We start from the raw sequence: 24,331 nt of genomic DNA, 5'->3' as shown, positions 1-24,331 counted from the left end.
GGCGGCTCAGGGGGTGCGGGAGATCTCGTGCCAGAGTTCGACGCTGTCTTCGTCCGACAGGCGGTCGCCCTCACCTGAGCGGCCCACGATGGTCACGGCGACCTCCTCGTGCGGCGATGTGCGGATGATCAGCCGCGTCGACGACGCCGAGCGCAGGATCTCAGCCAGCTCGGCCCTGATGGCCGCCAGCTCCGGCTCGGCGAGGTCTTCCAGGCCGCCCTCGTCGAGCATCGTCACGGCGATGCCGCGGCGGCGGGCGGCCTCCAGCTGCTCGCGCACGACGTCGTCGAGCAGGCGCGGACCGCGCAGCTCGTCGCGCAGGCGCCCCTCGGCCAGGCGCGCCTCCAGGCGCTCGGCGGGCCGCAGGTTGCCGCCGGTCTCGATCGTGCGCCCGAGGATCGGCCCCGCCGTCTGCAGGGCGCGCTGCACCTGCACGCGTCGCTCGCGCTGCCGCCCCGACTGCGAGGCCTGCCATGCGGATGCCGTCTGCTGCAGCTCCGCCAGACGCACCGTGTCGCGCGCGGCGTTGTCCAGCGCGAACATCAGCAGCTGGGCCGCGGCGACCCAGACGATGGAGCCGACGAGCCCGAGAGCGAGGGCGGAGAGGGGCCCGATCCACAGGGAGATCGACACCCCGGCGAGGATGAGGCCCGCCCACGCGAAGAACGGCCGGCGGCGCACCATGATGATGGTCATGAGCGCCCCGATGCCACCGATCACCCACGTCGCGAACGGCTGCGTGCGCGAGCCGGGGGCCACGGCGAAGAGGATCGCGTTGGGGACGAGCACGGCCACGGCCAGCGCCAGCGCGCACGCCCACAGGGGCAGCCCGCCCTTGCGGGTGGACGGGGTGGCTGCCGGTGCCGCCGAGCTCGAGCCCACGCCCCAGAACACCGTCAGCCACGTCACGACCAGGTACAGCGGCAGCGCGAGGTAGATGACCACCGGATGGTCGACCTCGCCGGTGCCCCACCAGAACCCCCGCGCGGCCAGGTAGGCGGTGAAGGCCACGGCCAGGACGGAAACGATCGTGCGAACGCTCACCAGCGGTCCCCGCTGTCCCACTCGAGGGTGATGGTCGTCCCGTTCGAGCCGGACTCGATCTCGGTGCGTCCGCCCACGGCCGTCACGCGCGCGAGGATCGAGCCGCGGATGCCGAGGCGATCCTCCGGAATCTGGTCGACGTCGAATCCGTCGCCGGCATCGCGCACGCGCACGACGACGCCGCCGGGTTCGGCGCGTCCGCGCAGCTGCACGGCCAGGCCCTGCGCGTTGGCGTGCTGGACGGCGTTGGCCACGGCCTGCAGCGCCGCCAGGACGAGAGCGCGCGCCACCCGCCCGGGGACGCGGGGCGCCTCGGGATCGATCGATCGGGCCACCTGCAGCTGCACGCCCATCTCCCGCGCACCGCTTTCCAGGTCGTCGGCCAGCCGGTCGGCGTCGACCGGCTCGTCGCTGCCCTCCCAGGGGTCTTTCTCGGCATTGGCGAGTCGGGTGAGCGCCTCCCGCGCCATGCTGACGGCAAGGGTCCGCTCGCGGGGCGTCGTGGCCCGCTCGGCGGCGAGGAGCGCCCCCAGGACGCTGTCGTGCATGAGGGCCGCCACGGCCACCCGCTCCCCTTCGGTCGCCGCCGCCGCCGCAGCCGCGGCGTAGCTGGCCACCGCGCGCGCCCGCGTCTCGTCGACGTTGGCCGCCACGGAGCGGTAGGTCCACCCCAGCACCACCACGACGCTGCCGAGGATCAGCGCGAACGAGACGTCCAGGCCCACCGGCAGGAAGAACCGCTCGTCGAAGCCCGCCTGCACCAGACGCACGAAGCCGAACAGCAGCGGCGTGAGCACGGTCCAGACGATCTGCAGCGCGAGGGGGAAGGCGACGATCGTGGCGACGGTGGCGACGTTGATGAGGTAGAAGATCCACGGTTCCTCGGTGGGAACCGGCCGCGCGCCCCCGGCGGTCGCGAACGGCCACACCGCGAGGGCGATGACGTAGATGATCGCGAACAGTCCGCTGAACAGGCGCGGGAACCGCCCTGCCACACACGCGATGACCATGGCCGTCAGCGGCACGAAGACGGCGAGCACCATGGGCAGATGCCAGCCGGGGCGCTCGTCGCCGGGGCCGAACGAGGCGAAGACGGCCTGCGCCCCCAGGATCAGGGAGCCCGGGCCGACCAGCAGCGTGATGACGCGTTCGATGCGCGCGCGGGTGAACGAACCGAGGTTCTCGGTGGCCTCCCGCGAGTTCGGCAGGCGCCCCCAGGCCGCTTCCAGCACCGACCTGCCGGCCTCAACCATCGAGTTCGCCCTCGGGGCGCTGCAGGATGCCGTCCTCCATCGCGCGGCGCAGCAGGTCGATCTTCGTGGGGGCCGGGCGGCCGACCTCGACGTACTTCACGCGCACGCGGGTGATGTTCTCCTTGGCGGTGGAATAGGCCACGCCGAGCCGGTCGGCCACGGCTTTCAGCGGCAGGCCCGCGGCGTACAGGCGCAGGACCTCGCGTTCGCGCGCTGACAGCTGCGCGTCGGCGAACTCCCGGTCCGCTTCCACGGCGCTGGCCCACTCGACGTTGTTGAGCAGCTCGCCCTGCGCGACGGTGCGGATGGCCCCGAGCACCTCGTGAATGGGGGAGGCCTTGCTGACGATGCCCGCAGCTCCCGCCGACAGCGCCTCGCGCACGGCCGCGGGCCGGTCGGCGACGCTGTGGATGATGACGCTGGAGCCGTCGGCGAACAGGCGGGTGACGTTCTCGGACACCGTGGTGCCATCGCCGAGCGTAAGGTCCAGCACCACGACGTCGGCCGGTGCCTGCGCGCGCGTGGACTCGCCGCGCCACACCAGGTACTCGGTCACGGTGCTGCCGGAGAAGGCGACCACCATGCTCTCTTCGCGGGCGATCGCGGCTTCGAGCCCGAGCCGCACCGACTCGTGATCATCGATCAGGGCGACTCGCGTCATAGTCGTCATGGTATCGGTGTCACGGGGTCAGCACCGCGACCGCCTCGACGTGGTGCGAATGCGGGAAGAGATCGACCGCGCGAACGGGGCGGGGCGCGCGGTATCCGGCGTCGCGGAAGATCCCCAGATCCCGTGCCAGGGCGACCGGATCGCACGCGACGTACACGACCGCAGCCGGCGCGAGGGCGAGGATCCCCTCGACCACGTCGCGTCCGGCTCCCGCCCGCGGCGGGTCGAGCAGGACGACTCCGCGCGAGAGCCGCTCGCGCTCCACCGGCGAGGATTCCGCCGCCAGCTGCCGCACGAAGCGGTCGACGCGGGCGGTCACCGCGCGCGCGCCGACCCACTCGGCAAGGTTCTCGCCGGCGTGCTCGGTGGCGCGCGGATCGGATTCGACCGACGTCACCCGTGTGCCCGGCCCGCCCACGTCGCCGAGCGTCGCGGCGAACAGGCCGACGCCGCCGTACAGGTCCAGGTGCGCGGCGTCGGGGTCCACCGCCGCCACGGCCCGCAGCTCCTCGGCGACGATCGTGGTGAGGCTGTGCGCGGCGAGGCGGTGCACCTGCCAGAATCCGCCGGCGTCCACGCGGAACTCCCGCCCGCCGGCCTGCTCGAGGATCACCTCCGCCGGTGGGGGCGCTTCCCCGTCGGGGCGCGGGAGGATCCGCGCGCGGCCATCCGCGGGCTGGACGAGGTCGACGCGTCCTGGTCGCTGGCCGCGCAGCCCGGCCGCGGCCCGCGCAACGGCGGGCGTGGCCAGCGGCAGGTCGTCGACCTCGATCACACGGTGACTGCGCGCGGCGAACGGGCCGATGCGGCCGTCCTCGTCCACGTGCAGGCTCACGCGCGTGCGCCACTGCGTGGCATCCGGGCTCTCCTGCGCGAGCACGGCACCGGATGCGTCGACGATCGGCACCGCCTCCTGCATCGTGACCGGCACATCCACCTTGCCGATGCGCTCCAGCGCGTCGCGGAACACCTTCAGCTTCAGTTCGCGCTGGTGCGGCAGGTCGATATGCCCGAAGTCGGCCCCACCGGGGCGCTGCTCCGGCGGCGTGGTCACGTCGGCCGCGGCCCACACGTGCGGCCTGCGGTGGGGCGAGGACGTCAGCACCTCGACCGTCTCGGCGCGCCAGAAGGACTTCTTGCGCGTGTCGCTCAGGCGTGCGCGGACGCGCTCGCCCGGGATCGCGTCCGCGACGAAGACGACACGACCCTCCAGGCGTGCCACGAACACGCCGCCGTGGGCGACATCGGTGATCTCCAGCTCGACGAGGTCTCCGGTTTCCATCCCGCCAGCCTTTCACGCGACAGCTACCGTGTGAGCATGCACGTGTGCCTGGCCTCCACCTCCCCCGCCCGCCTCCAGCTTCTGCGGCAGGCCGGGATCGAGCCGCGGACGCTCGCGCCCGACGTGGACGAGGATGCGGTGATCGCCGACACCGAGCGGACCGAAGGGCGGCGTCTGCCCCCGGCCGAGCACGTGCTGCTGCTCGCCCGGCGCAAGGCGGCCGACGTGGCCGCACGGCTGGCCGCGACCGAACCGGACTTCGCCGGTTTCGTCGTCGGGGGCGACTCGATGTTCGAGCTCGACGGCGAGATCCTGGGGAAGCCGTACACCGCGGATGCGGCGGCCGTACGGTGGCAGGCGATGCGGGGCCGCACGGGCGTGCTGCACTCCGGGCACAGCGTCATCCGTCTGTCCCCCGACACGCCGGCGGCGGAGGCGCACGCGGTGGCCGAGGCCGCCGTGAGCTTCCGCGCCGACGTCACCGACGACGAGATCGCGGCGTATGTGGCCACCGGCGAGCCCCTGCACGTCGCGGGCGCCTTCACCGTCGACAGCCTCGGCGGGGCGTTCATCGAGCGGGTCGAGGGCGACCCTTCGACGGTCGTCGGGATGTCGCTGTCCACGGTGCGCGGGCTCATCCGCGACCTCGGCGGGGAGTGGACCGCGCTGTGGAACCGTGCGACCCCTTCGTAGACTCCCCCACACGTTCTTCGCCGTTTCTTGTGCAGGTGGCGCAAAAGCGCACCGCGGGCCGTGAGTAGGCTGACACCCATGCCGGAAATCGCCAAGGTGCTGGTCGCGAACCGCGGCGAGATCGCAGTCCGAGTCATCCGCGCCGCCCGCGACTCCGGTCGCGCCAGTGTGGCGGTGTACGCCGACCAGGACCGCGACGCCCTCCACGCCCGCCTCGCCGACGAGGCGTACGCCCTCTCCGGAGCCACGAGCGCCGAGACCTATCTGTCCATTGAGAAGATCCTCTCGATCGCGCGACGCTCCGGCGCCGACGCCGTGCACCCCGGTTACGGATTCCTCGCCGAGAACGCCGGCTTCGCCCGCGCCGTCATCGCGGCGGGGCTGACCTGGATCGGCCCGTCGCCGGAGGCCATCGAGGCGCTCGGCGACAAGGTCACCGCGCGCCATGTCGCCGAGAAGGTCGGCGCCCCGCTCGCCCCCGGCACGCCCGGTCCCGTCGCCGGCGCCGACGAGGTCGTCGCCTTCGCCGAGCGGGTCGGACTCCCCATCGCCATCAAGGCCGCCTTCGGCGGCGGCGGACGCGGCCTGAAGGTCGCCCGCACGCTGGAAGAGGTGCCCGAGCAGTTCGAGTCGGCCACCCGCGAGGCGGTCACCGCCTTCGGGCGCGGCGAGTGCTTCGTGGAGAAGTACCTCGACCGCCCGCGGCACGTGGAGACCCAGTGCCTCGCGGATGCGGCGGGCAACGTCGTGGTCGTCTCCACGCGCGACTGCTCGTTGCAGCGCCGGCACCAGAAGCTCGTCGAGGAGGCCCCCGCGCCGTTCCTCACCGCGGAGCAGAACGAGATCCTCTACACCGCGTCCAAGGCGATCCTGCGCGAAGTGGGCTACGTCGGCGCCGGCACGTGCGAATTCCTCATCGGCGCCGACGGGACGATCTCCTTCCTCGAGGTGAACACGCGGCTGCAGGTCGAGCACCCCGTGTCGGAGGAGGTCACCGGCATCGATCTCGTGCGCGAGCAGTTCCGCCTCGCCGAGGGCGCGGAACTGGGCTACGGCGACCCCGAGCCGGTCGGCCACTCGATCGAGTTCCGCATCAACGGCGAAGACCCCGGGCGCGGCTTCCTCCCCCAGGCCGGCCCCATCCACGTCTTCAAGACCTTCGGCGGACCCGGCATCCGACTGGATTCCGGGGTGACCGCCGGTGACACCGTGTCGGGGTCGTTCGACTCCCTGCTGGCGAAGATCATCGTCACCGGCCGCGACCGCGCGCAGGCGCTGGAGCGGGCGCGCCGGGCGCTGGACGAGTTCGAAGTCGCCGGGCTCCCCACCGTGCTCCCCTTCCACCGCCGTGTCGTGCGCGACCCCGCCTTCACCGCCGAGGACGGCCGGTTCGGCGTGTTCACGCGCTGGATCGAGACCGAGTTCGACAACGACATCCCGCCGTGGGACGGCGAGCCCGAGCCCGTCACGGCCCCGCCGGCGCGTCATACGGTCGTCGTGGAGGTCGGGGGCAAGCGCCTCGAGGTGAACCTCCCCGAGCGCATCGCGACCGCCCCGCACGCGCCGGGCCGCCCCGCGGCGGTGCCGCCGTCACGACGTTCGCACGCCGCATCCGCCGTGACGGGAGCCACCGGCGACGCGGTGAAGGCGCCGATGCAGGCCACGATCGTCAAGGTCGCCGTCGAAGAGGGCCAGTCCGTCGTGCAGGGCGACCTGGTGGTGGTGCTGGAGGCGATGAAGATGGAGCAGCCCATCCAGGCGCACAAGGACGGCATCGTCGGCCTGATCGACGCCGCTCCCGGCACGACGGTGGCCGCCGGTCACCTCCTGCTGACGATCGCCTGACGTTCGCCTGACATCCGCCTCGCGGCGCCGCGACCGCGGATGCGGCGGCTCAGAGCTCCTCGGCGTCCTGACGGTCGACGATGTGCATCGCCCGCGTGGCGTCGGTGATGCTCCCCGACAGCGACGGGTAGACCGCGAACACGCGGGAGACCTGGTCGACCGTGAGGCGCCGCTCGACGGCGATGGCCAGCGGATAGATCAGCTCGGACGCGCGCGGGGCGACGATGACGCCGCCGATGACCGTTCCGCTGCCCTGACGTGCGATGACCTTGACGAATCCGTCGGTGATGCGCTGCATCTTCGCGCGCGGGTTGGCCGAGAGCGGCAGCTTGCGCACGACGCCGTTGATGCGGCCGTCGGCGATGTCCTGCTCGGTCCACCCGACGGTGGCGATCTCGGGGGCGGTGAAGATGTTCGCCGCGATCCGGCGGTGCTCCAGCGGGATCACGACATCGCCCAGCGCGTGGAAGACGGCCGTGCGCCCCTGCATCGAGGCCACCGATGCCAGCGGCACGAAAGTCGTGCAGTCGCCGGCGGCGTAGATGTTGGGCACCGACGTGCGGGCGACACGGTTGACCTGGATGTGCCCCGAATCGGTCAGCTGCACGCCGGCCTCCTCCAGGCCGATGCCGGCGGTGTTGGGCACGGCGCCCACGGCCAGGAGGCAGTGGCTGCCTTCCACGGTGCGGCCGTCCGAGAGGGTGACCACGACGCCGTCGCCGGTGTTCACGACGCTCTGCGCACGCGACTTGGACAGCACCGTCATCCCCCCGCGGCGGAAGACGTTCTCCAGCACCGCCGCGGCATCCGGGTCCTCCCCCGGCAGCACCTGGTCGCGGCTGGAGATCAGCGTCACCTGCGAGCCGAGGTTCATGTACGCCGACGCGAACTCCGCTCCCGTGACACCCGATCCCACGACGATGAGGTGCTTGGGGAGCGCCCGCATGTCGTACAGCTGCGTCCACGTCAGGATGCGTGTGCCGTCCGGCCGCGCGGAGGGCAGCTCGCGCGGCGACGCCCCCACCGACACCACCAGCGTGTCGGCCTCGACGCGGTCGAAGTCGGTGCCGCCGGCCTCGTTGGAGACGATCACCGCCGAATCGCCGTCCAGGCGCCCGTGCCCGGAGATGACACGCACGCCGGCCTCCACGAGCGCCGACCGCATGTCCTCGGACTGCTGCCGTGCCAGGGAGAGCACGCGCCGGTTGACGGCGGCCATGTTCACCGCCACCTGCGGCGTCAGCGGCCGTCCGTCGCCGTCCTTGGCGAACACCTGCACGCCCAGATCGCTCGCTCCCGCGATGGCGACGGCGGCGTCCGCGGTCGCGATGAGGGTCTTGGAAGGCACGACGTCGGTGATGACGGCGGCACCGCCGATCCCCTGCCGTTCGACGACGGTGACCTCCGCGCCGAGCTGCGCGGCTGCCAGCGCCGCCTCGTAGCCGCCGGGTCCGCCACCGAGGATGGCGACGCTCTGGGTGCGCTCGAAGCTGAGGGACATGGCATCCATTCTGTCTGGTCTGCGGCCCCGTCCCGTCCGTGTGGCACAGCGGTGCGCTCGTTCCTAGAGTGGGGGGATGCCACACACAGCGGGGAACCCCCTCGACGACCCCACCGCCGATCCGTTCGAGATCGCCGCACGCGCCGCCGCCGACATCGCCCGCCACACCGGTGTCGAGCGCCACGACATCGCCGTGACGCTCGGAAGCGGATGGGGCCGGGCCGCCGATCTGCTCGGCGAGACCGTCGCCACCGTCCCCGCCGACGAGGTCACCGGCTTCAGCAGGCCCGCCCTCGCGGGCCACGTCGGCACGCTGCGCAGCGTCCGCACGCCCGCGGGCCGCTCCGTGCTCGTGATCGGCGCCCGCACGCACTTCTACGAGGGCCACGGGGTCCGCCGCGTCGTGCACAGCGTGCGCACGGCGGCGGCCACCGGCGCCGGCACCATGGTGCTCACCAACGGCGCCGGCGGCATCCGCGAGACGTGGCGCCCCGGCCAGCCCGTGCTCATCAGCGACCACATCAACCTCACGGCGGCCTCGCCGCTGGAGGGCGCCACCTTCATCGACCTCACCGACCTGTACTCGCCGCGCCTGCGCGAACTCGCCCGGACGATCGATCCCACCCTCGACGAGGGGGTGTACTGCCAGTTCCGCGGGCCGCACTACGAAACGCCCGCCGAGGTGCAGATGGCCAAGACCATCGGCGGTCACATCGTGGGCATGTCCACGGCGCTGGAGGCCATCGCCGCGCGCGAGGCCGGCATGGAGATCCTCGGCATGTCGCTCGTGACGAACCTCGCCGCCGGCATCCAGACCACGCCTCTCAGCCACGAAGAGGTGCTCGAGGCGGGCCGGGAGGCCGAGCCGGTGATCTCCTCCCTGCTCGCCCGCATCATCGAGGCGCTGTGAACGGCGTCCCGCAGGAGCCGCTCGCCGCCGCGCGGGCGTGGCTCGCTCAGGATCCCGACCCGCAGACGCGCGCCGAGCTGAGCGACCTGCTCACCCGCGCGGAGGCGGAGAACGCCGCTGCCGCCTCGGAGCTGGTGGACCGGTTCTCGCGCCGGCTGGCGTTCGGGACGGCGGGGCTTCGCGGAGCCCTCGGGGCAGGCCCCACCCGCATGAACCGGGTGCTCGTGGCGCAGGCCGCCGCGGGTCTGGCCGCCTACGTCCGCGAGCGGTCGGCGCCCGGCGAGACGCCCGTCGTGGTGGTCGGCTACGACGGCCGCCGCAACTCCGACGTGTTCGCCCGCGACTCCGCCGAGATCTTCGCCGGTGCGGGCCTGCACGCCGTGCTGCTGCCGCGGATGCTGCCGACCCCGGTGCTCGCCTTCGCCGTGCGCCACCTCGGCGCCGCCGCCGGCGTCATGGTGACCGCCAGCCACAACCCCCCGCAGGACAACGGGTACAAGGTGTACCTCGGCGGCGCCGACGACGGCGCGCAGATCGTCTCCCCCGCTGACGCCGAGATCGCCGCGCACATCCAGGCCGTCGCCGATCGCGGTGACATCGGTGCGATCCCGCGCTCGGTGGGGTACGCCAACGCGGCCGAGGAGGTCGTCGACGCCTACGTCGCCGCCACCGCCGCCGTCGCGCCGGCACCCCCTGGGGCGGCCGGGCTGAACTGGGTGTACACGGCCATGCACGGCGTGGGGTGGGAGACCCTGCGGGCCATCCTCGCGGCAGCGGGCTACCCCGAGCCGACCGTCGTGGCCGAGCAGATCGAGCCCGATGGAGCGTTCCCCACCGTGGCCTTCCCCAACCCCGAGGAGCCGGGTGCGATGGACCTGGCGTTCCAGACGGCACGGGCGGTGGGAGCCGAGCTCGTCCTGGCCAACGATCCCGACGCCGACCGGATGGCCGTCGCCATTCCCGACGCCTCCGCCGAGGGCGGCTGGCGCCGGCTGAGCGGCAACGAGGTGGGGCTGCTGCTCGGGCGCCGCGCCGCGCGGGCCGCGGCGGGCACCGCGGGCGCCTCGCTGGCGTGCTCGCTGGTGTCCTCCCCCGGACTGCAGGCCATCGCCGAGCGCTACGGGCTGGATTTCCACGCGACGCTGACCGGTTTCAAGTGGATCTCCCGCGCGCCCGGCATGGTCTACGGCTTCGAGGAGGCCCTCGGCTACCTCGTCAACCCCGGGACGGTGCGCGACAAGGACGGGATCTCCGCCGTCGTGGCCCTGCTCGACCTCGCCGCCCGGGCGCGCGCAGAGGGCTCCGACCTGCAAGGGCAGCTGGACGACCTGCGCGAGGAGTTCGGCGCGTTCGCGAGCGACCAGATCTCCATCCGGGTCTCGGACGTATCGGAGATCGCCGCCATGATGGCGTCGCTGCGCGCCGACCCGCCCGCGCACGTGGGCGACAGCACCGTCGCACGCATCGACGACCTGCTCACCGGCGTCGACGGGCTGCCCCCGGGCGACGTGCTGCGCATGTGGCTCGACGACGGCGCGCGCCTGATCGTCCGCCCCAGTGGCACCGAGCCCAAGCTCAAGATGTACCTCGACGTGCACGGGTCGTCCGAGGAGGAGGCCGGTGCACGACTGACCGCCCTCGCCGACGGCGCGCGGGCGCTGCTGGAGGAGCGCCGGCAGCGGCCGCCGTCGTAGGATCTGCGGCATGGATCTGGCCGACCCGGTGGTGCTGGAGAACGCGCACGTGCGGCTGGAGCCGCTGACCCCTGCCCACGCCGACGACCTCGCCGCCGCCGCGCGGGGCCTCGAGCACGCGTGGTACACCACGATCCCCGCACCGGATGCGGTCGCCGACGACATCGCGCGGCGCCTGCGGTGGCGGGACGAGGGCGTCATGAACCCGTGGGCGGTGGTGCACGAGGGCGTCGCCGTGGGCGAGACCACCTTCTGCAACATCGACCAGGCCAACCGGCACGTCGAGATCGGCCACACGTGGCTGGGCCTGCCGGTCCAGCGCACGGCCGTGAACACGGCCGCCAAGCTCCTGCTGCTGACGCACGCCTTCCAGGCGTGCGATGCGATCGCCGTGGAGTTCCGCACGCACTGGCACAACCGGCAGTCCCGCGCCGCGATCGAGCGACTCGGCGCGAAGCAGGACGGCGTCCTGCGCAACCACCGCGTGGGCGCGGACGGGATCCTGCGCGACACGGTGGTGTACTCCATCCTCCCCGGGGAGTGGCCCGCCGTGCGCCGCGGGCTCCAGGCGCGCCTGGATCGGGGCGACGCGTCGGCCTGACGCGCGCAGCGGGGCGCCGGCTCAGCCGTCGATCACGGCGACGAGCTCGTCGAGGAACGCCGTGAAATCCGTGGCGCGCCGCACGATGCGCTGCACGCTGTCGCGCTCGGAGAACACCTCGACGAACTGCTCGAACACCGTCTGGAACGCCTCGCGATCCGCCTCGGAGAAGGCCACGAACGCGACCACCTGCACGCGCCCCTCCCCCCACGGGATCGAGGGGTCGGCGATGCCGATCGCGATCTGCGTGCGGGATGCGGTCATGCCGATGGCGTGCGGGACGGCGAGGGCATCCGTGAACGCCGTCGACGACAGCCGCTCGCGCTCGATGGCGCGCTGGACGTAGTCGTGGTCGATGACGCCCTGCCGCACGAGCATGCCCCCGAGCTGACGGATGACCCCGGCCTCTCCCCCGTCCGGCTCCAGGCCCCGCACGAAGGCGGAGGAGTCGAAGTAGCGCTCCAGCTCGCCGCGGAGCCGCCGCAGACGCCGGCCGCGACGGATGCGCGCGGCGGCGGCCTGCACGCGGTCGATGTCGGAGTCGGTGAGGAACGGCTGGATCCGCACGATGCGCTCCCCCGGTTCCGGCGGGTCGATCGTGGTGAGGATCAGGTCGGTGTCGATCGCCGACCAGTCCGGATCCACGCGCGTCTCGACCCCGACGACCTCGATCGCCTGACCCAGGGAGCGGTCGACGCTCGAGCGCAGCAGCTCGTGCAGCTCGTAGTACCCCGGGCACACGATGGTCGCCGTCAGGAGCGTTTCCTCGCGCCGACTGCGCTCCAGGCGACCGCCCACGTGCATCGCGATGTAGGCGATCTCGTCGTCGACGATGGGGATGCCCAGGCTCTCGTGCAGCTGGCTGGCGATGAACACGGCCACTTCGAAGATCATCGGATAGGTCGATTTCAGCGACCGCGTCAGCGGATTGCGCGACCACGCCTGCGCGTGGGAGCGGTGCAGGAGGTTCTGCACGTGCAGGGCCAGGCGCAGGATGAACCCCTCGTGCGCGATGTCGACGAGGAATTCGGATGCCGCGCGCTCGACCACCGTGCGCACCGCGCTCTCCACGCGCGGATCCAGCCGCGTGCGCGCGTCATCCGCGGCGGGTGCCCCGGGGGCCACGACGCGCGTGAGGACGAGCGTCGCCAGATGCTGCTGGTCCCCGGCGCCCAGACGCACGCCCAGGTGCCTCTGGGCGAGCCGGTCCAGGAGCTCGGCGACCTGCGCGTGCGCGGGGGGCATCTCCCCCGCCGTGCCGTCCATGGCGCGATCGCGGGCGATGCGGTCGGCGGCGATGGCGATGTGCATCACGACGTCGCCGATGCCGTACTCGTTGACGTAGTAGCCCAGTGCCGTCAGCTCCGCGGCCAGATCGGCCTTGAACGGCCCGAACGCCTCCGCCCCCACCGACCCTTCGCCCAGCGTCCGGCGCAGCGCCTCCAGATCGAAGGAGCCGGCATCCATCTCGTCGTGCGCCAGTCGGCTGAGCAGGCGTCGCTGGGCCATCTCCGTTCCCCGCAGCCGCGCGATCGACGCCGAGCGCTCCAGCGTCAGTTCCGTCCCGCCCAGCAGCCCCCGCACGCGGGCGAGGTCGGCCTCCAGCGTTGCCGGGCTCACGTGCAGCGCGTCGGCGGTCTCGAACACGTCGATGCCCTCGGCACGGCCCAGCAGCGCGCGCACGAGCGTGTGGAGCCGGTCGCGCGGAGTCCCCGCATCCGCGGCGGGCCCCGCACGCAGAGCCGCCGCCGCATCCGGCCCGGCCCGGTAGCCGAGAGGACCGGACTCCACCGCCGTCCCCCCGCCGGCGCGCGCGTTCAGCGCCGTGACGTACGAGCGGATGCTGCGCGGGGTGACCCCCAGCAGATCGGCGAGCGCGGCGGCCGTCGCCCACCGTCCGTCGCGCAGAAGCAGGCTCAGAAGCCGGTCCTGACGGGCTCGCGTCATGGCGTCGCCGTCCTCGCTGCCGTCACGATCGTCCTCCACGGCCGGGTACGGGGCCGTCACCAGTCAATCATGGCGCCGCACGCGCCGAGCAGGGTCGGAGGCCCCGGCTCGATCCGTCGTTCCGGGGGGTGGGAAAGGGACCTGGTTGTCCGGCCCGCGCCGACGAAGAACAATGGCCGGGGAGGAGGCTGGTCGATGAGGATCCTGGTGATCTGCGGAGCGGGTGCGTCGAGCACGTTCGTGGCTCAGCGCGTGCGCCGCGCCGCCCACGAGCAGGGTCTGCCGTACTCGGCGGTCGCCGGGACCACCGGTTCGCTCGCGATCGACCTGGACTCCGCCGACATCGTCCTGGTGGGCCCGCACCTGGCTGCCGAACGCGAGCGGATCGAACGCAGCGCCGCCGCCCTCGACGTCGCCGTGGCAGTCCTCCCCGACGACGTCTTCAGCGACCTCACGGGAGAGCGCACCCTCGACCTCGTGCGCGCGACCCTCGCCGACCGAGCCGACCCCCTCTCCACCACGGAAACGAACGCGTAAACGCGAGAAAGCAGGAAGCATGCCCTCCCTCACCCGCACGGTGCGGATCGGATCGTCCCACGGACTGCACGCCCGCCCGGCGAAGATGTTCGCCCAGGCGGCCAAGGACTCCGGCATCCCCGTCACGATCGCCAAGGACTCTGGCGCCCCCGTGAACGCCGCGAGCATCCTGGGGGTCATCGCCCTGGGCATCGAACAGGGCGATTACGTCACCCTCACCGCCGACGGCGAGGGTGCCGAGGCCACGCTGGACACGCTGGCCGACCTGCTCAGCACCGACCATGACGCACAGTGAGGGGACCGCGGAGATGACCGAGCTTCGTGGCGTGGGGATCGGACTGGGCGTCGCCCAGGGCCCCGTGGCACGCATGGCCGAGCCCTTCCCCCCACCCGAGGACGTCGCCAGCACGCGGTCCGCCGAGGACGAGGGGGCGCGCGTCCGCGACGCGGTGAGCGCGGTGGCCCGAGAGCTCGAGGAGCGCGGTGCCCAGGCCGGTGGCGCGGCGCGCGACGTGCTCGAAGCGCAGGCGATGATGGCCGAGGACCCCGCCCTCCTCACCGAGGTGGACACGCGCGTGGCCGACGGCAAGACCGGCGAGCGGGCGGTGTGGGAGGCGTTCGCGTCGTTCCGCGACCAGCTCACGGCACTCGGCGGCTACCTCGGCGAGCGCGCCGCCGACCTGGACGACGTCGCCCAGCGCGTCATCGCGCGCCTGCGCGGCGTTCCCGCTCCCGGCATCCCCGACCCGGGGCACCCGTTCGTGCTCGTCGCGAAAGACCTCGCCCCCGCCGACACCGCGCTGCTGAACCTCGACATGGTGCTCGCGTTGGTGACCACCGAGGGCGGGCCGACCTCGCACACGGCGATCCTCGCGCGGGAGAAGAACATCGTCGCCGTCGTGGGGGCCGCCGACGCGGGTTCCCTCGCCGACGGCACGGTCGTGATCGTCGACGCCGCCGCGGGAGTCGTCACGGTCGCCCCGAGCCAGGAGGAATTGGACCGCGCGGAGAACCGCGCCGCCGAGCGCGCGTCCGCGGCGGCCGCCCCGGTCACCCCCGGAGCCCTCGCCGACGGGACCGCCGTGCCGCTGCTGGCGAACCTCGGCAAGCCGCAGGACGCCGTCCAGGCCGTCGAGCTGGGCGCGGAGGGCGTGGGCCTGTTCCGCACCGAGTTCCTCTTCCTCAGCGCCAACGCCGCCCCCACGGTGGCCGAGCAGCGCGACGCGTACACGCGCCTGCTCTCCGCGTTCCCCGGGAAGAAGGTCGTCGTGCGGGTGCTGGACGCCGGCGCCGACAAGCCGCTGCCGTTCCTCAACGACTCGCACGAGGAGAACCCCGCGCTGGGCCTGCGGGGTCTGCGGGCGCTGCGGGCCAGTGAGGACATCCTGCGCGAGCAGCTGACCGCGCTGGCCGAGGCGGATGCCGCCACCCGCGCGACGCCGGAAGGCCCCGCCGACCTGTGGGTCATGGCGCCGATGGTCTCCACGGTCGAGGAGACCGAGTACTTCGTCGCCCTGGCGCGGGAGTACGGGGTCAAGACGGCCGGGGTCATGGTGGAGGTGCCCTCCTCGGCGCTGCTGGCCGACCGCATCCTCGCCCACGCCGATTTCGCCTCCATCGGCACGAACGACCTCACGCAGTACACCCTCGCCGCCGACCGCCTCCTCGGCTCCGTCGCGGCGTTCCAGGACCCGTGGCATCCGGCCGTCCTGCGCCTCGTGCGCGAAGTCGGGGACGCCGGCGCCGCCCTGGGAAAGCCCGTGGGGATCTGCGGTGAGGCGGCAGCCGATCCGCTCCTGGCCGTCGTCCTGGTGGGCCTGGGCGCGACCACGCTGTCCATGGCGCCCACGGCTCTCGCCGACGTGCGCGCCAGCCTGCTCTCCCACACCCTCGACGACGCCCGCCGCGTCGCCGAGGCCGCCTTGGCCGCAGACGGCGCGGCCTCCGCTCGCGAGGCGGCACGAGCCGCCTCCGCTTCACAGAAAGTGACACAGCCATGACAACGGCGTCCGCACCCGCGACGCGTTCAGGAGGCGGCGCGCGCGTCGCCGTCCAGCGCTTCGGCACCTTCCTCTCCGGCATGATCATGCCGCTGATCCCCGCGCTCATCGCGTGGGGCATCTTCACGGCCTTCTTCATCGAGAAGGGCTGGACGCCCAACGCGCAGCTCGCCACGATCGTGGGGCCCTTCATCCACTACCTGCTGCCGATCCTGATCGCCTACCTCGGCGGTCACATCGTGTACGGCGTGCGCGGCGGCGTGGTCGGCTCCATCGCGACATTCGGCGTCATCGCCGGCTCGGACTACCTGATCGCCCAGATCAACGAGACCCTCCCCGCCGACAACCAGCTCGGCGAGATCAACATGTTCATCGGCGCGATGATCATGGCGCCCATCGCCGCGTGGACGATGAAGCAGCTCGACAAGCTGTGGGACGGCAAGATCCGTGCCGGCTTCGAGATGCTGGTCAACATGTTCTCGGCCGGGATCTGGGGCTTCGCGATGGCGATCCTCGGGTTCTACCCGCTGGCATGGCTCATCAACGGCCTCATGGACGTGCTCGGCGCGGCGGTGGGCTGGCTCGTCGAGACCAACCTCCTGCCACTGACGAGCGTGCTCATCGAGCCGGCGAAGGTGTTCTTCCTCAACAACGCCATCAACCACGGCGTGCTCACTCCGCTGGGCATCGAGCAGGCGTCGCAGGACGGCTCGTCGATCCTGTTCCTCCTCGAGGCCAACCCCGGCCCCGGCGTGGGCCTCCTGCTGGCCTTCACGTTCTTCGGCATCGGCGCCGCGCGCGCGTCGGCACCCGGAGCCGCGATCATCCAGTTCTTCGGCGGCATCCACGAGGTGTACTTCCCGTACGCGCTCATGAAGCCGGTGCTCATCGTCGCCCTCATCGCCGGCGGCGCCACCGGCGTCACCACCAACATGCTGCTGGGCGGTGCGCTGCGCGCGCCCGCGGCGCCGGGAAGCATCGTCGCGGTGGTGGCGCAGACCGCCAACGGATCGTACTTCGCCGTCATCCTCTCGGTCGTACTGTCGGCCGCGGTGACGTTCCTGATCGCGTCGGTGATCCTGCGGGCCTCGCGCAAGCGCGACCTGCTGGCCGAGGCCGACCAGTTCTCCGAGGCGGTGTCCAAGACCGCCGCGAACAAGGGCAAGTCCTCCGCCGCACTGGACGCGCTGCGCGCCTCCGACGGCAAGGACCGCGCCACCGTGCGCAGCGCCGAGGACGCCGTGGACCGGCTCGAGACCGAGGAGGGCACCGGCGGACAGCTCGACGGCGGTCGCGTCGTGACCACCAAGCCGGTGCGCAACATCGTGTTCGCGTGCGACGCGGGCATGGGCTCCTCCGCGATGGGCGCAAGCGTGCTGCGCAACAAGATCAAGAAGGCCGGAGTGGCCGACGTCACGGTCGTGAACAAGGCGATCGCGAACCTCGATGACTCCGCCGACCTGGTGATCACGCAGAACCAGCTCACCGACCGGGCACGCCGGCAGAGCCCGGATGCGATCCATGTGTCGGTGGACAACTTCATGAACTCCCCGAAGTACGACGAGGTGGTCGAGCTCGTGCGCGACCAGCACGACGAGTCCCACTGACACGACAGCCGCGGGGCCGGGCCGGCGTGATGCCCCCGGCCCCACGGCCTTTCCGTCCGCGCTCCCGGCTGGGAGGGTGGGATCACGACGATCAATCGAAAGGCAGGACCATGACACGGGAAGTCCTCGGAATCGGGCAGGTGCGCATCCACTCCGGCAGTGCCACGCGGGAGGAGGCGATGAAGGAGGCCGCCGACATCCTCGAGGCCGCGGGCGCCGTCACGAGCGGCTACTTCGACGCCATGCAGCAGCGCGAGGAGACCGTCTCGACCTACATGGGCAACGAGCTGGCCATCCCCCACGGCACCAACGAGACCAAGCAGACCATCCTGGAGTCGGGACTGTCGGTCGTGCGCTACGACGGCGGCGTGGATTGGGGCGGCGAGCCGGTGACGTTCGTCGTGGGCATCGCCGGCAAGGGCGATGAGCACCTGGAGATCCTCTCCCAGATCGCCATCCTGTTCTCCGACGAGGACGAGGTGGAGCGGCTGAAGAAGGCGCAGACCCCCGAGGAGCTGTACACGGCGCTCTCGGCGGTCAACCAGTGAGCACCGCCGTCCACTTCGGCGCCGGCAACATCGGGCGCGGATTCGTCGGGCTGCTGCTGCACCAGGGCGGGTACGACCTCGTCTTCGCCGACGTGTCCGAGCCTCTCGTGGACGCCATCAACGCCGCATCCGAGTACACCGTCCACGAGGTGGGCGAGGGCGGCGTCGACACGGTCGTCACCGGCTTCCGGGCCATCAACAGCGCCACGGATGCGCCGGCGCTCGTCGAGGCGATCGCTTCGGCCGACATCGTGACGACGGCCGTCGGACCCACGATCCTGAGGTTCGTCGCGCCGCACATCGTGGCAGGTCTGGGGCTGCGCGACCCCGCCGCGGCGCCGCTGAAGGTCATGGCGTGCGAGAACGCGATCGGGGCCACCGACACCCTGCGGGAGGAGATGGCCGCCGCGGCCGGCGACGCGTGGGACGCCGTCTCCGCACGCGCCGTGTTCGCCAACACGGCCGTTGACCGCATCGTCCCCGCCCAGGAGCCCGGCGGCGGCATCGACGTGACCGTCGAGCCGTTCTACGAGTGGGCGATCGAACGCGGCCCCTTCGGCGACGAGCCGCCCCACATCCCCGGCGCGCACTTCGTCGACGACCTCGCGCCCTACATCGAACGCAAGCTCTTCACGGTCAACACCGGGCACGCCGCGACGGCGTACTTCGGCGCCGCGGCCGGCATCGAGCGGATCTCCGACGCCCTCGCCGAACCCGCCATCGCCGGCAAGGTCGACGCGGCGCTGCGGGAGACCTCCGAGCTGCTCATCCGCAAGCACGACCTCGATCCGGCCGCCCAGCACGAGTACCGGGAGACGATCCTGCGGCGTTTCCGCAATCCCGCGCTCCCGGACACCGTGTGGCGCGTCGGACGGCAGCCGCTGCGCAAGCTCTCCCGCCACGAGCGGTTCGTCGGGCCTGCCGCCGAGGCGATCGAACACGGGCTCCCCGTCGACGCCCTCGTCGCGGCCATGGCGGCAGCGCTCGCCTTCGACGACCCCGAGGACGCCCAGGCCGTGGACATGCAGCGGATGCTGCGCGAGCTGCCGGCGGCGGAGTTCACCGAGGCCGTCACGGGCCTCGAGCCGCAGCATCCGCTGTTCCCCCGCATCCAGCGCATCGTGGAATCCCGCCAGGCCGAGATCCCTTCGTGACGGCGGGCGGCTCCCCCGCGTCTCCGCGACGCCGCGGCCGGCGCATCCTCGCGTGGGTTCTGGGGGCCGTCGGGGGCGTTGCCGTGCTGTCGCTGGCAGGCGTCGTCATCTGGAGTCAGGTCGGGGTGTACCGCGCCGAGCCCCGGCCGGTCGCCGACGTGCGGGCGGACTCCGCGATCGCGGTGACCGACGGCGCGGCCGGGATCGTGCTGGCTCCAGCAGGCGGCGGGAGCGGCGACGGGCTCGTCTTCATCCCCGGCGCGAAGGTCGATCCGTGGGCGTACGCCCCGACCCTCGCCGGGGCGGTGGCCGAGGAGGGGCTCACGGTCGTCATCACGCGGCCGTGGCTGGGCGTCGCGTTCTTCGACCCGCGGGCGCTGTCGGCGTTCACCGAGCTCGCCCCCGACGTGTCGTCGTGGGCGGTGGGTGGGCACTCGCTGGGCGGAGTGCGCGCGTGTCAGCTCGCGACGGAGGCGGACGCTCTGGTGCTCTTCGCCTCGTACTGCGCGGCCGACCTCAGCGGCAGCGGGCTTCCGGTGCTGAGCATCTCCGGGTCGGAAGACGGCCTCTCCACGCCCGAGAAGATCGCCGACGCCGCGGCGACCCTCCCCTCCGGCACGGTGTTCGTGGAGATCCCGGGCGCCTCGCATTCCTCCTTCGGCGCCTACGGGCCGCAGGACGGCGACGGCACGCCGGCCGTCTCCGACGCCACGATGGCCGCTGCGCTCACCGCCGCCCTCTCCGCCTTCCTCCCCGTCCCCTGACGCCTCCTCCCTCCGCCGCCCTCCTCTGCCTCTCGGCCTCCGCACTTCCCGAACTCCTCAATTCCGGCGCGGATCGGCCCGATCCGGCCTTTCCGCACCCCCTGCGGGCGCGGATGTGAGGAGTTCGGCACGGGGCGAGCCGCGTCACCCCCCCGTCCGCCTCCGCGCGCCGCGCCCCCGCGCGACTGCGTCGACGTCTCGACGCATCCCGAACTCCTCAGATTCGCGGGCGAAGAGACCGATACGGTCCTTCTCCGCCCGCCTCCCACCCGTTCTTGAGGAGTTCGGGAAGTGGCGGGGACTCCTCCCCAGGTACGGTTCGAGCGCCCTCATCCACGAATGCGTGCCGTCCCCCACCCCGAAGGGCGTCGCCGCGGTTGGTTGGGGGGATGACGACAGCAGATCCCGAGGTGGTGCCGGTCCTCGCGGCGCGGTTCTGGCGGACAGCGGAGCTGCGGGCCGCCGGCTGGACCAAGGTGCAGCTCCGTGCGATGGTCGACCTCGGTCGCCTGATCCGGGTGCGCCAAGGTCGCTACGCTCCCGGCGATCTGCCCGCCCCGCTCCTGGAGGCAGCACGCCTGGGCGGGCGGCTGGACTGCGTCACTCTGCTCGCCCTCCTCGGCGTGTTCGTCCGTTCCGTCGCGACGCTGCACGTGCAGTTCGACAACGGCGCGAGCCGGCTCCCACCTCGCCCCGTCGAGGCGGTGCCGCACTGGCGTCCCTCCACCGGGGCATCGCACACCCTCGCCGCCGACATCATCGAGGCCCTCGCCCAGGCCGTACGGTGCCAGGCTCCCCGGGATGCCGTCGCCACCCTCGACTCCGCGTGGCATCTCGGTGTGGTGGATGAGGCCGACATCGCCGGCATCTTCGCCCGGTTGCCCCTCCGCTATCGGGCCCTCCGCGGCCTCCTGGACAAACGGAGCGAATCCGGTCCGGAGACCCTGATGCGCCTCCTCCTCCGGGCGCTCGGATGCCGCGTCGACGTGCAGGTGCGGATCCCCACGGTGGGCCGGGTCGACCTCGTGATCGACGGCTGGCTCATCGTCGAGTGCGACAGTCGCGCCTATCACGAAGGGTGGGAGGCGCAACGGCGCGATCGTCGCCGCGACCTGGCCGCCGCGGCGCTCGGCTACACCACCGTGCGCCCCGTCGCCGAGGACATCCTGTTCCGGTACGAGGACGTCGTCGCCGCGATGAAGGCAGTCCTCGCGGCTCGGGACGCCTCCGGCTTCCCCGAACTCCTCAAGACTTCGCGCCGCCGCGGGGAAAACCGGCCGAACCGGCGGTGGATGCGTCGCCATTGAGGAGTTCGGGCGAGAGCGGCAGCAGCGGGCAGCAGCGGGCCGGCAGCGCGGGCCGGCCGCACCCGCACCGGCCCGACCGGCCGCAGCCACCGGGCCGGGTCAGCGGCGGCGGGCGAAGGCGTCGGAGATGATGTCGATCAGCTCCTCGCGCTCCTCGATCGGCAGGAACGAGGCGGCAGCGGCGTTCAGCTGGAAGGCCTCCACGTCATCCAGCCCGTAGTCGAAGGCCTCCGCGAGCAGCGCGAGCTCGCGCGTGAGCGACGTGCGACTCATCGTGCGGTTGTCGACGTTGACCGTCACCGCGAATCCGAGCTGGTACAGCAGGTCGAACGGGTGGTCCTCCAGCGTCGTTCCCCACGCCGCGACGGCACCGGTCTGCAGATTCGACGACGGCGACAGCTCCAGCGCGATCTCACGGTCGCGCACCCACCGCGCGAGCTCGCCGAGGTGCACTCGCACCTCGTCGCCCTCACGGTCGATGACGTCGAGGTCCTCCGCGATGCGCACGCCGTGCCCGAGCCGCAGGGCGCGGCCGTCCAGCAGCGCCGAACGGATGCTGTCGAGCCCGGCGCCTTCGCCGGCGTGCACCGTCACGGGGAAGAACTCCTCCGCGAGGTGGTCGAACGCCGCCCGGTGGCGGGCCGGGAGGAAGCCGTCCTCGGGCCCGGCGATGTCGAACCCGACGACGCCGCGGTCGCGCCAGTCCACCGCGAGGCGTGCGATCTCCAGTGACCGGTCGGTGTGACGCATCGCGGTGAGCAGCTGGCTGACGCGGATGTCGCGGCCGGCGTCCTGCGCGGCGTCCTCACCCTCTTCGATGCCCTCCTGCACGGCCTCGACGGCCTCCTCGAGGGTGAGCCCGCCGGTCACGTGCTGTTCGGGTGCCCACCGGACCTCGCCGTAGATGACGCCGTCTGCGGCGAGATCCTCGACGAATTCGCGCGCGACGCGCGTGAGCGCCGCGCGGGACTGGGTGACCCCGACGGTCACCTCGAAGGTCCTCAGGTATTCCTCGAGCGAGCCGGAATCGCCCTGCTCGGCGAACCAGTCGGCGAGGCCGTCGACGTCGGATGCGGGCAGTTCGAGCCCTGCGGCATCGGCGAGGTCGAGCACGGTCGCGGGACGCACGCCGCCGTCGAGGTGGTCGTGCAGCGACACCTTGGGCAGCGCGCGCAGCGACCGCCCCTGGATGCGGGTGTCGCCGTCGGGATCGATAGCCATGGGTTCCTCCGGGGGGCGGTGGTCAAGCGGTGATGCGTTCGCGGACGCGGGGGGCGGGCTCGAGGGGGTCGTCGCCGATGCTCCACGCATCCGTGAGCGCGTCCAGGGCACGGCCGAAGCGCGCGCCGTCGTCGGCGAGCAGCGTGAACAGCGGCTGCCCCGGGGTGACGGTGTCGCCGGGCTGGACGTGCAGGTCGATGCCCGCCGCGTGGATGACCGGGTCCTGCGCACGCGCTCGGCCCGCACCCAGCCGCCAGGCGGCGATGCCGAAGGGGAGGGCGTCGACGCGGGTCAGGACCCCGCCGCGATCGGCGGTGACGGTGTGGGTCTCGCGCGGCTGCGGGAGGGCCGCATCCGGGTCGCCGTCCTGGGCGCGGATCATCCGGCGCCACACGTCCATCGCACGTCCGTGGGCCAGCGCCTTCTCCACGTCGGCGTCGGGGCGGCCGGCGAGGGCGAGCATCTCGCGCGCCAGGGCGACCGTCAGCTCGACCACGTCGGCAGGGCCGCCGCCGGCGAGCACCTCGACCGATTCGCGCACCTCGTTGGCGTTGCCGATCGTACGGCCCAGCGGCGTGCTCATGTCGGTGAGGAGGGCCGTGGTGGCAACGCCCGAATCGGTGCCCAGCGCGACCATCGTGCGGGCGAGCTCCCGCGCCCGGTCGGGATCGGGGATGAAGGCGCCGGAGCCGAATTTGACATCCAGCACGAGCGCGTCGGTGCCCTCGGCGATCTTCTTCGACATGATGCTGGAAGCGATCAGCGGAATGGCCTCGACGGTGCCGGTGACATCCCGCAGCGCGTAGAGCTTCTTGTCGGCGGGCGCGAGGCCCGACCCGGCGGCGCAGATCACGGCGCCCACGTCGGCCAGCTGCGCGAGGATCTCGTCGTTGGACAGCGCGGCGCGCCAGCCGGGGATCGACTCGAGCTTGTCCAGGGTTCCACCGGTGTGCCCCAGTCCGCGCCCGGACAGCTGCGGCACGGCCACGCCGAAACTGGCGACCAGCGGAGCCAGGGGCAGGGTGATCTTGTCGCCCACGCCGCCGGTGGAGTGCTTGTCGACGGTGGGCTTGCCCAGGGAGGAGAAGTCCATGCGCTCCCCCGAGGCGATCATCGCGTCGGTCATCACACGGATCTCGTCGCGGTCCATGCCGTTCAGCAGCACCGCCATCGTGAACGCCGACATCTGCGGGTCGGTGACGTACCCGCGCGTGTAGGCGTCGATCATCCAGCGCAGCGCGGGCTCGGGCACCGTCCCGCCGTCGCGCTTGGCGCGGATGACGTCGATGGCGTCGTGCGGCTCCACCGGGGCGGATGCTGCCGGATCGGTCATCTCCCGGCGTCCTCGCTGCGCGTCTGCCGGACGTCGAGGTCACGCGGCCCGAACGCGTCGGGCAGCACCTCGTCGATCGTGCGGATGCCCGATACCGTCTCCAGCAGCATCCCCGGGATGGCGTGCTCGAACAGCAGCTGCCGGCACCGGCCGCACGGCATGATGGTCTGCCCCTCGCCGTTGACGCACACGAAGGCCACCAGCTGGCCGCCGCCGGACATGTGCAGGTCGGACACGAGCCCGCATTCGGCGCACAGGCCCACGCCGTACGAGGCGTTCTCCACGTTGCAGCCCGAGACGATGCGACCGTCGCTGACGAGCGCGGCGGCACCGACCTTGTAGCGCGAGTAGGGGGCGTAGGCCCGCTGCATGGCGTCGGTCGCGGCCGAACGCAGCTCGTCCCAGTGGATGTCGGTCACG

The 24,331-nt window shown here is 72.4% G+C and carries 22 protein-coding genes; 13 read left to right on the top strand and 9 right to left on the bottom strand.

The window, feature by feature from the left end:
• Nucleotides 1-6: 6 nt before the first annotated feature.
• The 4 genes from E4K62_RS04765 to E4K62_RS04750 are packed head-to-tail and all read right to left on the bottom strand — an operon-like array spanning nt 7 to nt 4,249.
• Nucleotides 7-1,044, bottom strand: a complete 1,038-nt coding sequence (locus E4K62_RS04765; protein WP_308195141.1) for a hypothetical protein — start codon at nt 1,042-1,044, stop codon at nt 7-9.
• Entirely contained in the window at nt 1,041-2,297 is a 1,257-nt protein-coding gene (locus E4K62_RS04760; protein WP_135064216.1) for a sensor histidine kinase, read from the bottom strand. Before E4K62_RS04760 ends, E4K62_RS04765 begins: the two co-directional genes overlap by 4 nt.
• The gene (locus tag E4K62_RS04755) at nt 2,290-2,958 is read right to left on the bottom strand and encodes a response regulator transcription factor (protein ID WP_135064213.1); all 669 of its coding nucleotides are present in this window, start codon (nt 2,956-2,958) and stop codon (nt 2,290-2,292) included. The genes E4K62_RS04760 and E4K62_RS04755 overlap by 8 nt, the downstream gene beginning before the upstream one ends.
• A 19-nt stretch (nt 2,959-2,977) precedes the next feature.
• A complete protein-coding gene (locus tag E4K62_RS04750) occupies nt 2,978-4,249 on the bottom strand; it encodes a class I SAM-dependent RNA methyltransferase (RefSeq protein WP_135064210.1) in 1,272 nt (423 codons plus the stop codon).
• A 36-nt stretch (nt 4,250-4,285) separates the two neighbouring features.
• Here E4K62_RS04750 and E4K62_RS04745 point away from each other — a divergent pair, with 36 nt between their 5' ends.
• Nucleotides 4,286-4,942, top strand: coding sequence for a Maf family protein (locus tag E4K62_RS04745; RefSeq protein ID WP_135064207.1), 657 nt, complete (start codon nt 4,286-4,288; stop codon nt 4,940-4,942).
• Nucleotides 4,943-5,020: 78 nt separating this feature from the next.
• On the top strand, nt 5,021-6,787 hold the full coding sequence (locus E4K62_RS04740; RefSeq protein ID WP_135064205.1) for an acetyl/propionyl/methylcrotonyl-CoA carboxylase subunit alpha: 1,767 nt from the start codon (nt 5,021-5,023) through the stop codon (nt 6,785-6,787).
• Between the two features lie 49 nt (nt 6,788-6,836).
• Here E4K62_RS04740 and E4K62_RS04735 read toward each other — a convergent pair whose 3' ends face one another.
• Nucleotides 6,837-8,288 carry an NAD(P)H-quinone dehydrogenase gene (locus E4K62_RS04735; RefSeq protein ID WP_374108135.1) on the bottom strand — a complete coding sequence of 484 codons (1,452 nt, stop codon included), beginning with the start codon at nt 8,286-8,288 and terminating at the stop codon, nt 6,837-6,839.
• Between the two features lie 76 nt (nt 8,289-8,364).
• Here E4K62_RS04735 and E4K62_RS04730 point away from each other — a divergent pair, with 76 nt between their 5' ends.
• From E4K62_RS04730 to E4K62_RS04720, 3 genes are read left to right on the top strand one after another with little or no spacing between them, the layout of a single operon-like run.
• Entirely contained in the window at nt 8,365-9,198 is an 834-nt protein-coding gene (locus E4K62_RS04730; RefSeq protein ID WP_135064200.1) for a purine-nucleoside phosphorylase, read from the top strand.
• Nucleotides 9,195-10,892 carry a phospho-sugar mutase gene (locus tag E4K62_RS04725; protein ID WP_135064198.1) on the top strand — a complete coding sequence of 566 codons (1,698 nt, stop codon included), beginning with the start codon at nt 9,195-9,197 and terminating at the stop codon, nt 10,890-10,892. Before E4K62_RS04730 ends, E4K62_RS04725 begins: the two co-directional genes overlap by 4 nt.
• Before the next feature lie 10 nt (nt 10,893-10,902).
• The gene (locus E4K62_RS04720; protein WP_135064196.1) at nt 10,903-11,493 is read left to right on the top strand and encodes a GNAT family N-acetyltransferase; all 591 of its coding nucleotides are present in this window, start codon (nt 10,903-10,905) and stop codon (nt 11,491-11,493) included.
• Nucleotides 11,494-11,514: 21 nt separating this feature from the next.
• Here the strand turns inward: E4K62_RS04720 and E4K62_RS04715 are convergent, their stop codons facing one another.
• Nucleotides 11,515-13,440: a BglG family transcription antiterminator gene (locus tag E4K62_RS04715; RefSeq protein ID WP_135070914.1), complete on the bottom strand. Its 1,926-nt coding sequence runs from the start codon at nt 13,438-13,440 to the stop codon at nt 11,515-11,517.
• A 195-nt stretch (nt 13,441-13,635) separates the two neighbouring features.
• Here E4K62_RS04715 and E4K62_RS04710 point away from each other — a divergent pair, with 195 nt between their 5' ends.
• From E4K62_RS04710 to E4K62_RS04675, 8 genes are all read left to right on the top strand, one after another.
• Nucleotides 13,636-13,977, top strand: a complete 342-nt coding sequence (locus E4K62_RS04710) for a PTS sugar transporter subunit IIB (RefSeq protein ID WP_135064193.1) — start codon at nt 13,636-13,638, stop codon at nt 13,975-13,977.
• Between the two features lie 19 nt (nt 13,978-13,996).
• Nucleotides 13,997-14,272, top strand: a complete 276-nt coding sequence (locus E4K62_RS04705) for an HPr family phosphocarrier protein (RefSeq protein WP_135064190.1) — start codon at nt 13,997-13,999, stop codon at nt 14,270-14,272.
• A 13-nt stretch (nt 14,273-14,285) separates the two neighbouring features.
• Nucleotides 14,286-15,977, top strand: coding sequence for a phosphoenolpyruvate--protein phosphotransferase (gene ptsP / locus E4K62_RS04700; RefSeq protein ID WP_135064187.1), 1,692 nt, complete (start codon nt 14,286-14,288; stop codon nt 15,975-15,977).
• On the top strand, nt 15,974-17,584 hold the full coding sequence (locus E4K62_RS04695; protein ID WP_167747738.1) for a PTS mannitol transporter subunit IIBC: 1,611 nt from the start codon (nt 15,974-15,976) through the stop codon (nt 17,582-17,584). The genes ptsP and E4K62_RS04695 overlap by 4 nt, the downstream gene beginning before the upstream one ends.
• A gap of 110 nt (nt 17,585-17,694) precedes the next feature.
• Nucleotides 17,695-18,132: a PTS mannitol transporter subunit IIA gene (locus tag E4K62_RS04690; RefSeq protein WP_135064184.1), complete on the top strand. Its 438-nt coding sequence runs from the start codon at nt 17,695-17,697 to the stop codon at nt 18,130-18,132.
• Complete coding sequence (locus E4K62_RS04685) at nt 18,129-19,286, top strand: mannitol-1-phosphate 5-dehydrogenase (RefSeq protein WP_135064181.1); 1,158 nt, start codon at nt 18,129-18,131, stop codon at nt 19,284-19,286. Before E4K62_RS04690 ends, E4K62_RS04685 begins: the two co-directional genes overlap by 4 nt.
• Complete coding sequence (locus tag E4K62_RS04680; protein ID WP_135064178.1) at nt 19,283-20,050, top strand: alpha/beta hydrolase; 768 nt, start codon at nt 19,283-19,285, stop codon at nt 20,048-20,050. The genes E4K62_RS04685 and E4K62_RS04680 overlap by 4 nt, the downstream gene beginning before the upstream one ends.
• 389 nt (nt 20,051-20,439) lie before the next feature.
• Complete coding sequence (locus tag E4K62_RS04675) at nt 20,440-21,357, top strand: type IV toxin-antitoxin system AbiEi family antitoxin domain-containing protein (protein WP_187270393.1); 918 nt, start codon at nt 20,440-20,442, stop codon at nt 21,355-21,357.
• A gap of 99 nt (nt 21,358-21,456) precedes the next feature.
• Here E4K62_RS04675 and E4K62_RS04670 read toward each other — a convergent pair whose 3' ends face one another.
• From E4K62_RS04670 to E4K62_RS04660, 3 genes are read right to left on the bottom strand one after another with little or no spacing between them, the layout of a single operon-like run.
• Nucleotides 21,457-22,578: an adenosine deaminase gene (locus E4K62_RS04670; protein ID WP_135064175.1), complete on the bottom strand. Its 1,122-nt coding sequence runs from the start codon at nt 22,576-22,578 to the stop codon at nt 21,457-21,459.
• Between the two features lie 22 nt (nt 22,579-22,600).
• Nucleotides 22,601-23,911: a thymidine phosphorylase gene (locus tag E4K62_RS04665; protein WP_135064172.1), complete on the bottom strand. Its 1,311-nt coding sequence runs from the start codon at nt 23,909-23,911 to the stop codon at nt 22,601-22,603.
• Nucleotides 23,908-24,330 carry a cytidine deaminase gene (locus E4K62_RS04660; RefSeq protein WP_135064169.1) on the bottom strand — a complete coding sequence of 141 codons (423 nt, stop codon included), beginning with the start codon at nt 24,328-24,330 and terminating at the stop codon, nt 23,908-23,910. Before E4K62_RS04660 ends, E4K62_RS04665 begins: the two co-directional genes overlap by 4 nt.
• Between the last annotated feature and the right edge of the window lies 1 nt (nt 24,331).

The sequence above is a fragment of the Microbacterium wangchenii genome (genome assembly GCF_004564355.1).
GTDB classification, from domain to species: Bacteria; Actinomycetota; Actinomycetes; order Actinomycetales; family Microbacteriaceae; genus Microbacterium; species Microbacterium wangchenii.
This window is presented reverse-complemented; position numbering and strand designations above follow the sequence as displayed.

Bases quoted from the DNA above. Each gene is read 5' to 3' on its own strand.
- E4K62_RS04760 (WP_135064216.1), bottom strand. From the start codon at position 2,297: ATGGTTGAGGCCGGCAGGTCGGTGCTGGAAGCGGCCTGGGGGCGCCTG.
- E4K62_RS04755 (WP_135064213.1), bottom strand. From the start codon at position 2,958: ATGACGCGAGTCGCCCTGATCGATGATCACGAGTCGGTGCGGCTCGGG.
- E4K62_RS04750 (WP_135064210.1), bottom strand. From the start codon at position 4,249: ATGGAAACCGGAGACCTCGTCGAGCTGGAGATCACCGATGTCGCCCAC.
- E4K62_RS04745 (WP_135064207.1), top strand. From the start codon at position 4,286: ATGCACGTGTGCCTGGCCTCCACCTCCCCCGCCCGCCTCCAGCTTCTG.
- E4K62_RS04740 (WP_135064205.1), top strand. From the start codon at position 5,021: ATGCCGGAAATCGCCAAGGTGCTGGTCGCGAACCGCGGCGAGATCGCA.
- E4K62_RS04735 (WP_374108135.1), bottom strand. From the start codon at position 8,288: ATGTCCCTCAGCTTCGAGCGCACCCAGAGCGTCGCCATCCTCGGTGGC.
- E4K62_RS04730 (WP_135064200.1), top strand. From the start codon at position 8,365: ATGCCACACACAGCGGGGAACCCCCTCGACGACCCCACCGCCGATCCG.
- E4K62_RS04720 (WP_135064196.1), top strand. From the start codon at position 10,903: ATGGATCTGGCCGACCCGGTGGTGCTGGAGAACGCGCACGTGCGGCTG.
- E4K62_RS04715 (WP_135070914.1), bottom strand. From the start codon at position 13,440: ATGACGCGAGCCCGTCAGGACCGGCTTCTGAGCCTGCTTCTGCGCGAC.
- E4K62_RS04710 (WP_135064193.1), top strand. From the start codon at position 13,636: ATGAGGATCCTGGTGATCTGCGGAGCGGGTGCGTCGAGCACGTTCGTG.
- E4K62_RS04705 (WP_135064190.1), top strand. From the start codon at position 13,997: ATGCCCTCCCTCACCCGCACGGTGCGGATCGGATCGTCCCACGGACTG.
- ptsP (WP_135064187.1), top strand. From the start codon at position 14,286: ATGACCGAGCTTCGTGGCGTGGGGATCGGACTGGGCGTCGCCCAGGGC.
- E4K62_RS04695 (WP_167747738.1), top strand. From the start codon at position 15,974: ATGACAACGGCGTCCGCACCCGCGACGCGTTCAGGAGGCGGCGCGCGC.
- E4K62_RS04690 (WP_135064184.1), top strand. From the start codon at position 17,695: ATGACACGGGAAGTCCTCGGAATCGGGCAGGTGCGCATCCACTCCGGC.
- E4K62_RS04675 (WP_187270393.1), top strand. From the start codon at position 20,440: ATGACGACAGCAGATCCCGAGGTGGTGCCGGTCCTCGCGGCGCGGTTC.
- E4K62_RS04670 (WP_135064175.1), bottom strand. From the start codon at position 22,578: ATGGCTATCGATCCCGACGGCGACACCCGCATCCAGGGGCGGTCGCTG.
- E4K62_RS04665 (WP_135064172.1), bottom strand. From the start codon at position 23,911: ATGACCGATCCGGCAGCATCCGCCCCGGTGGAGCCGCACGACGCCATC.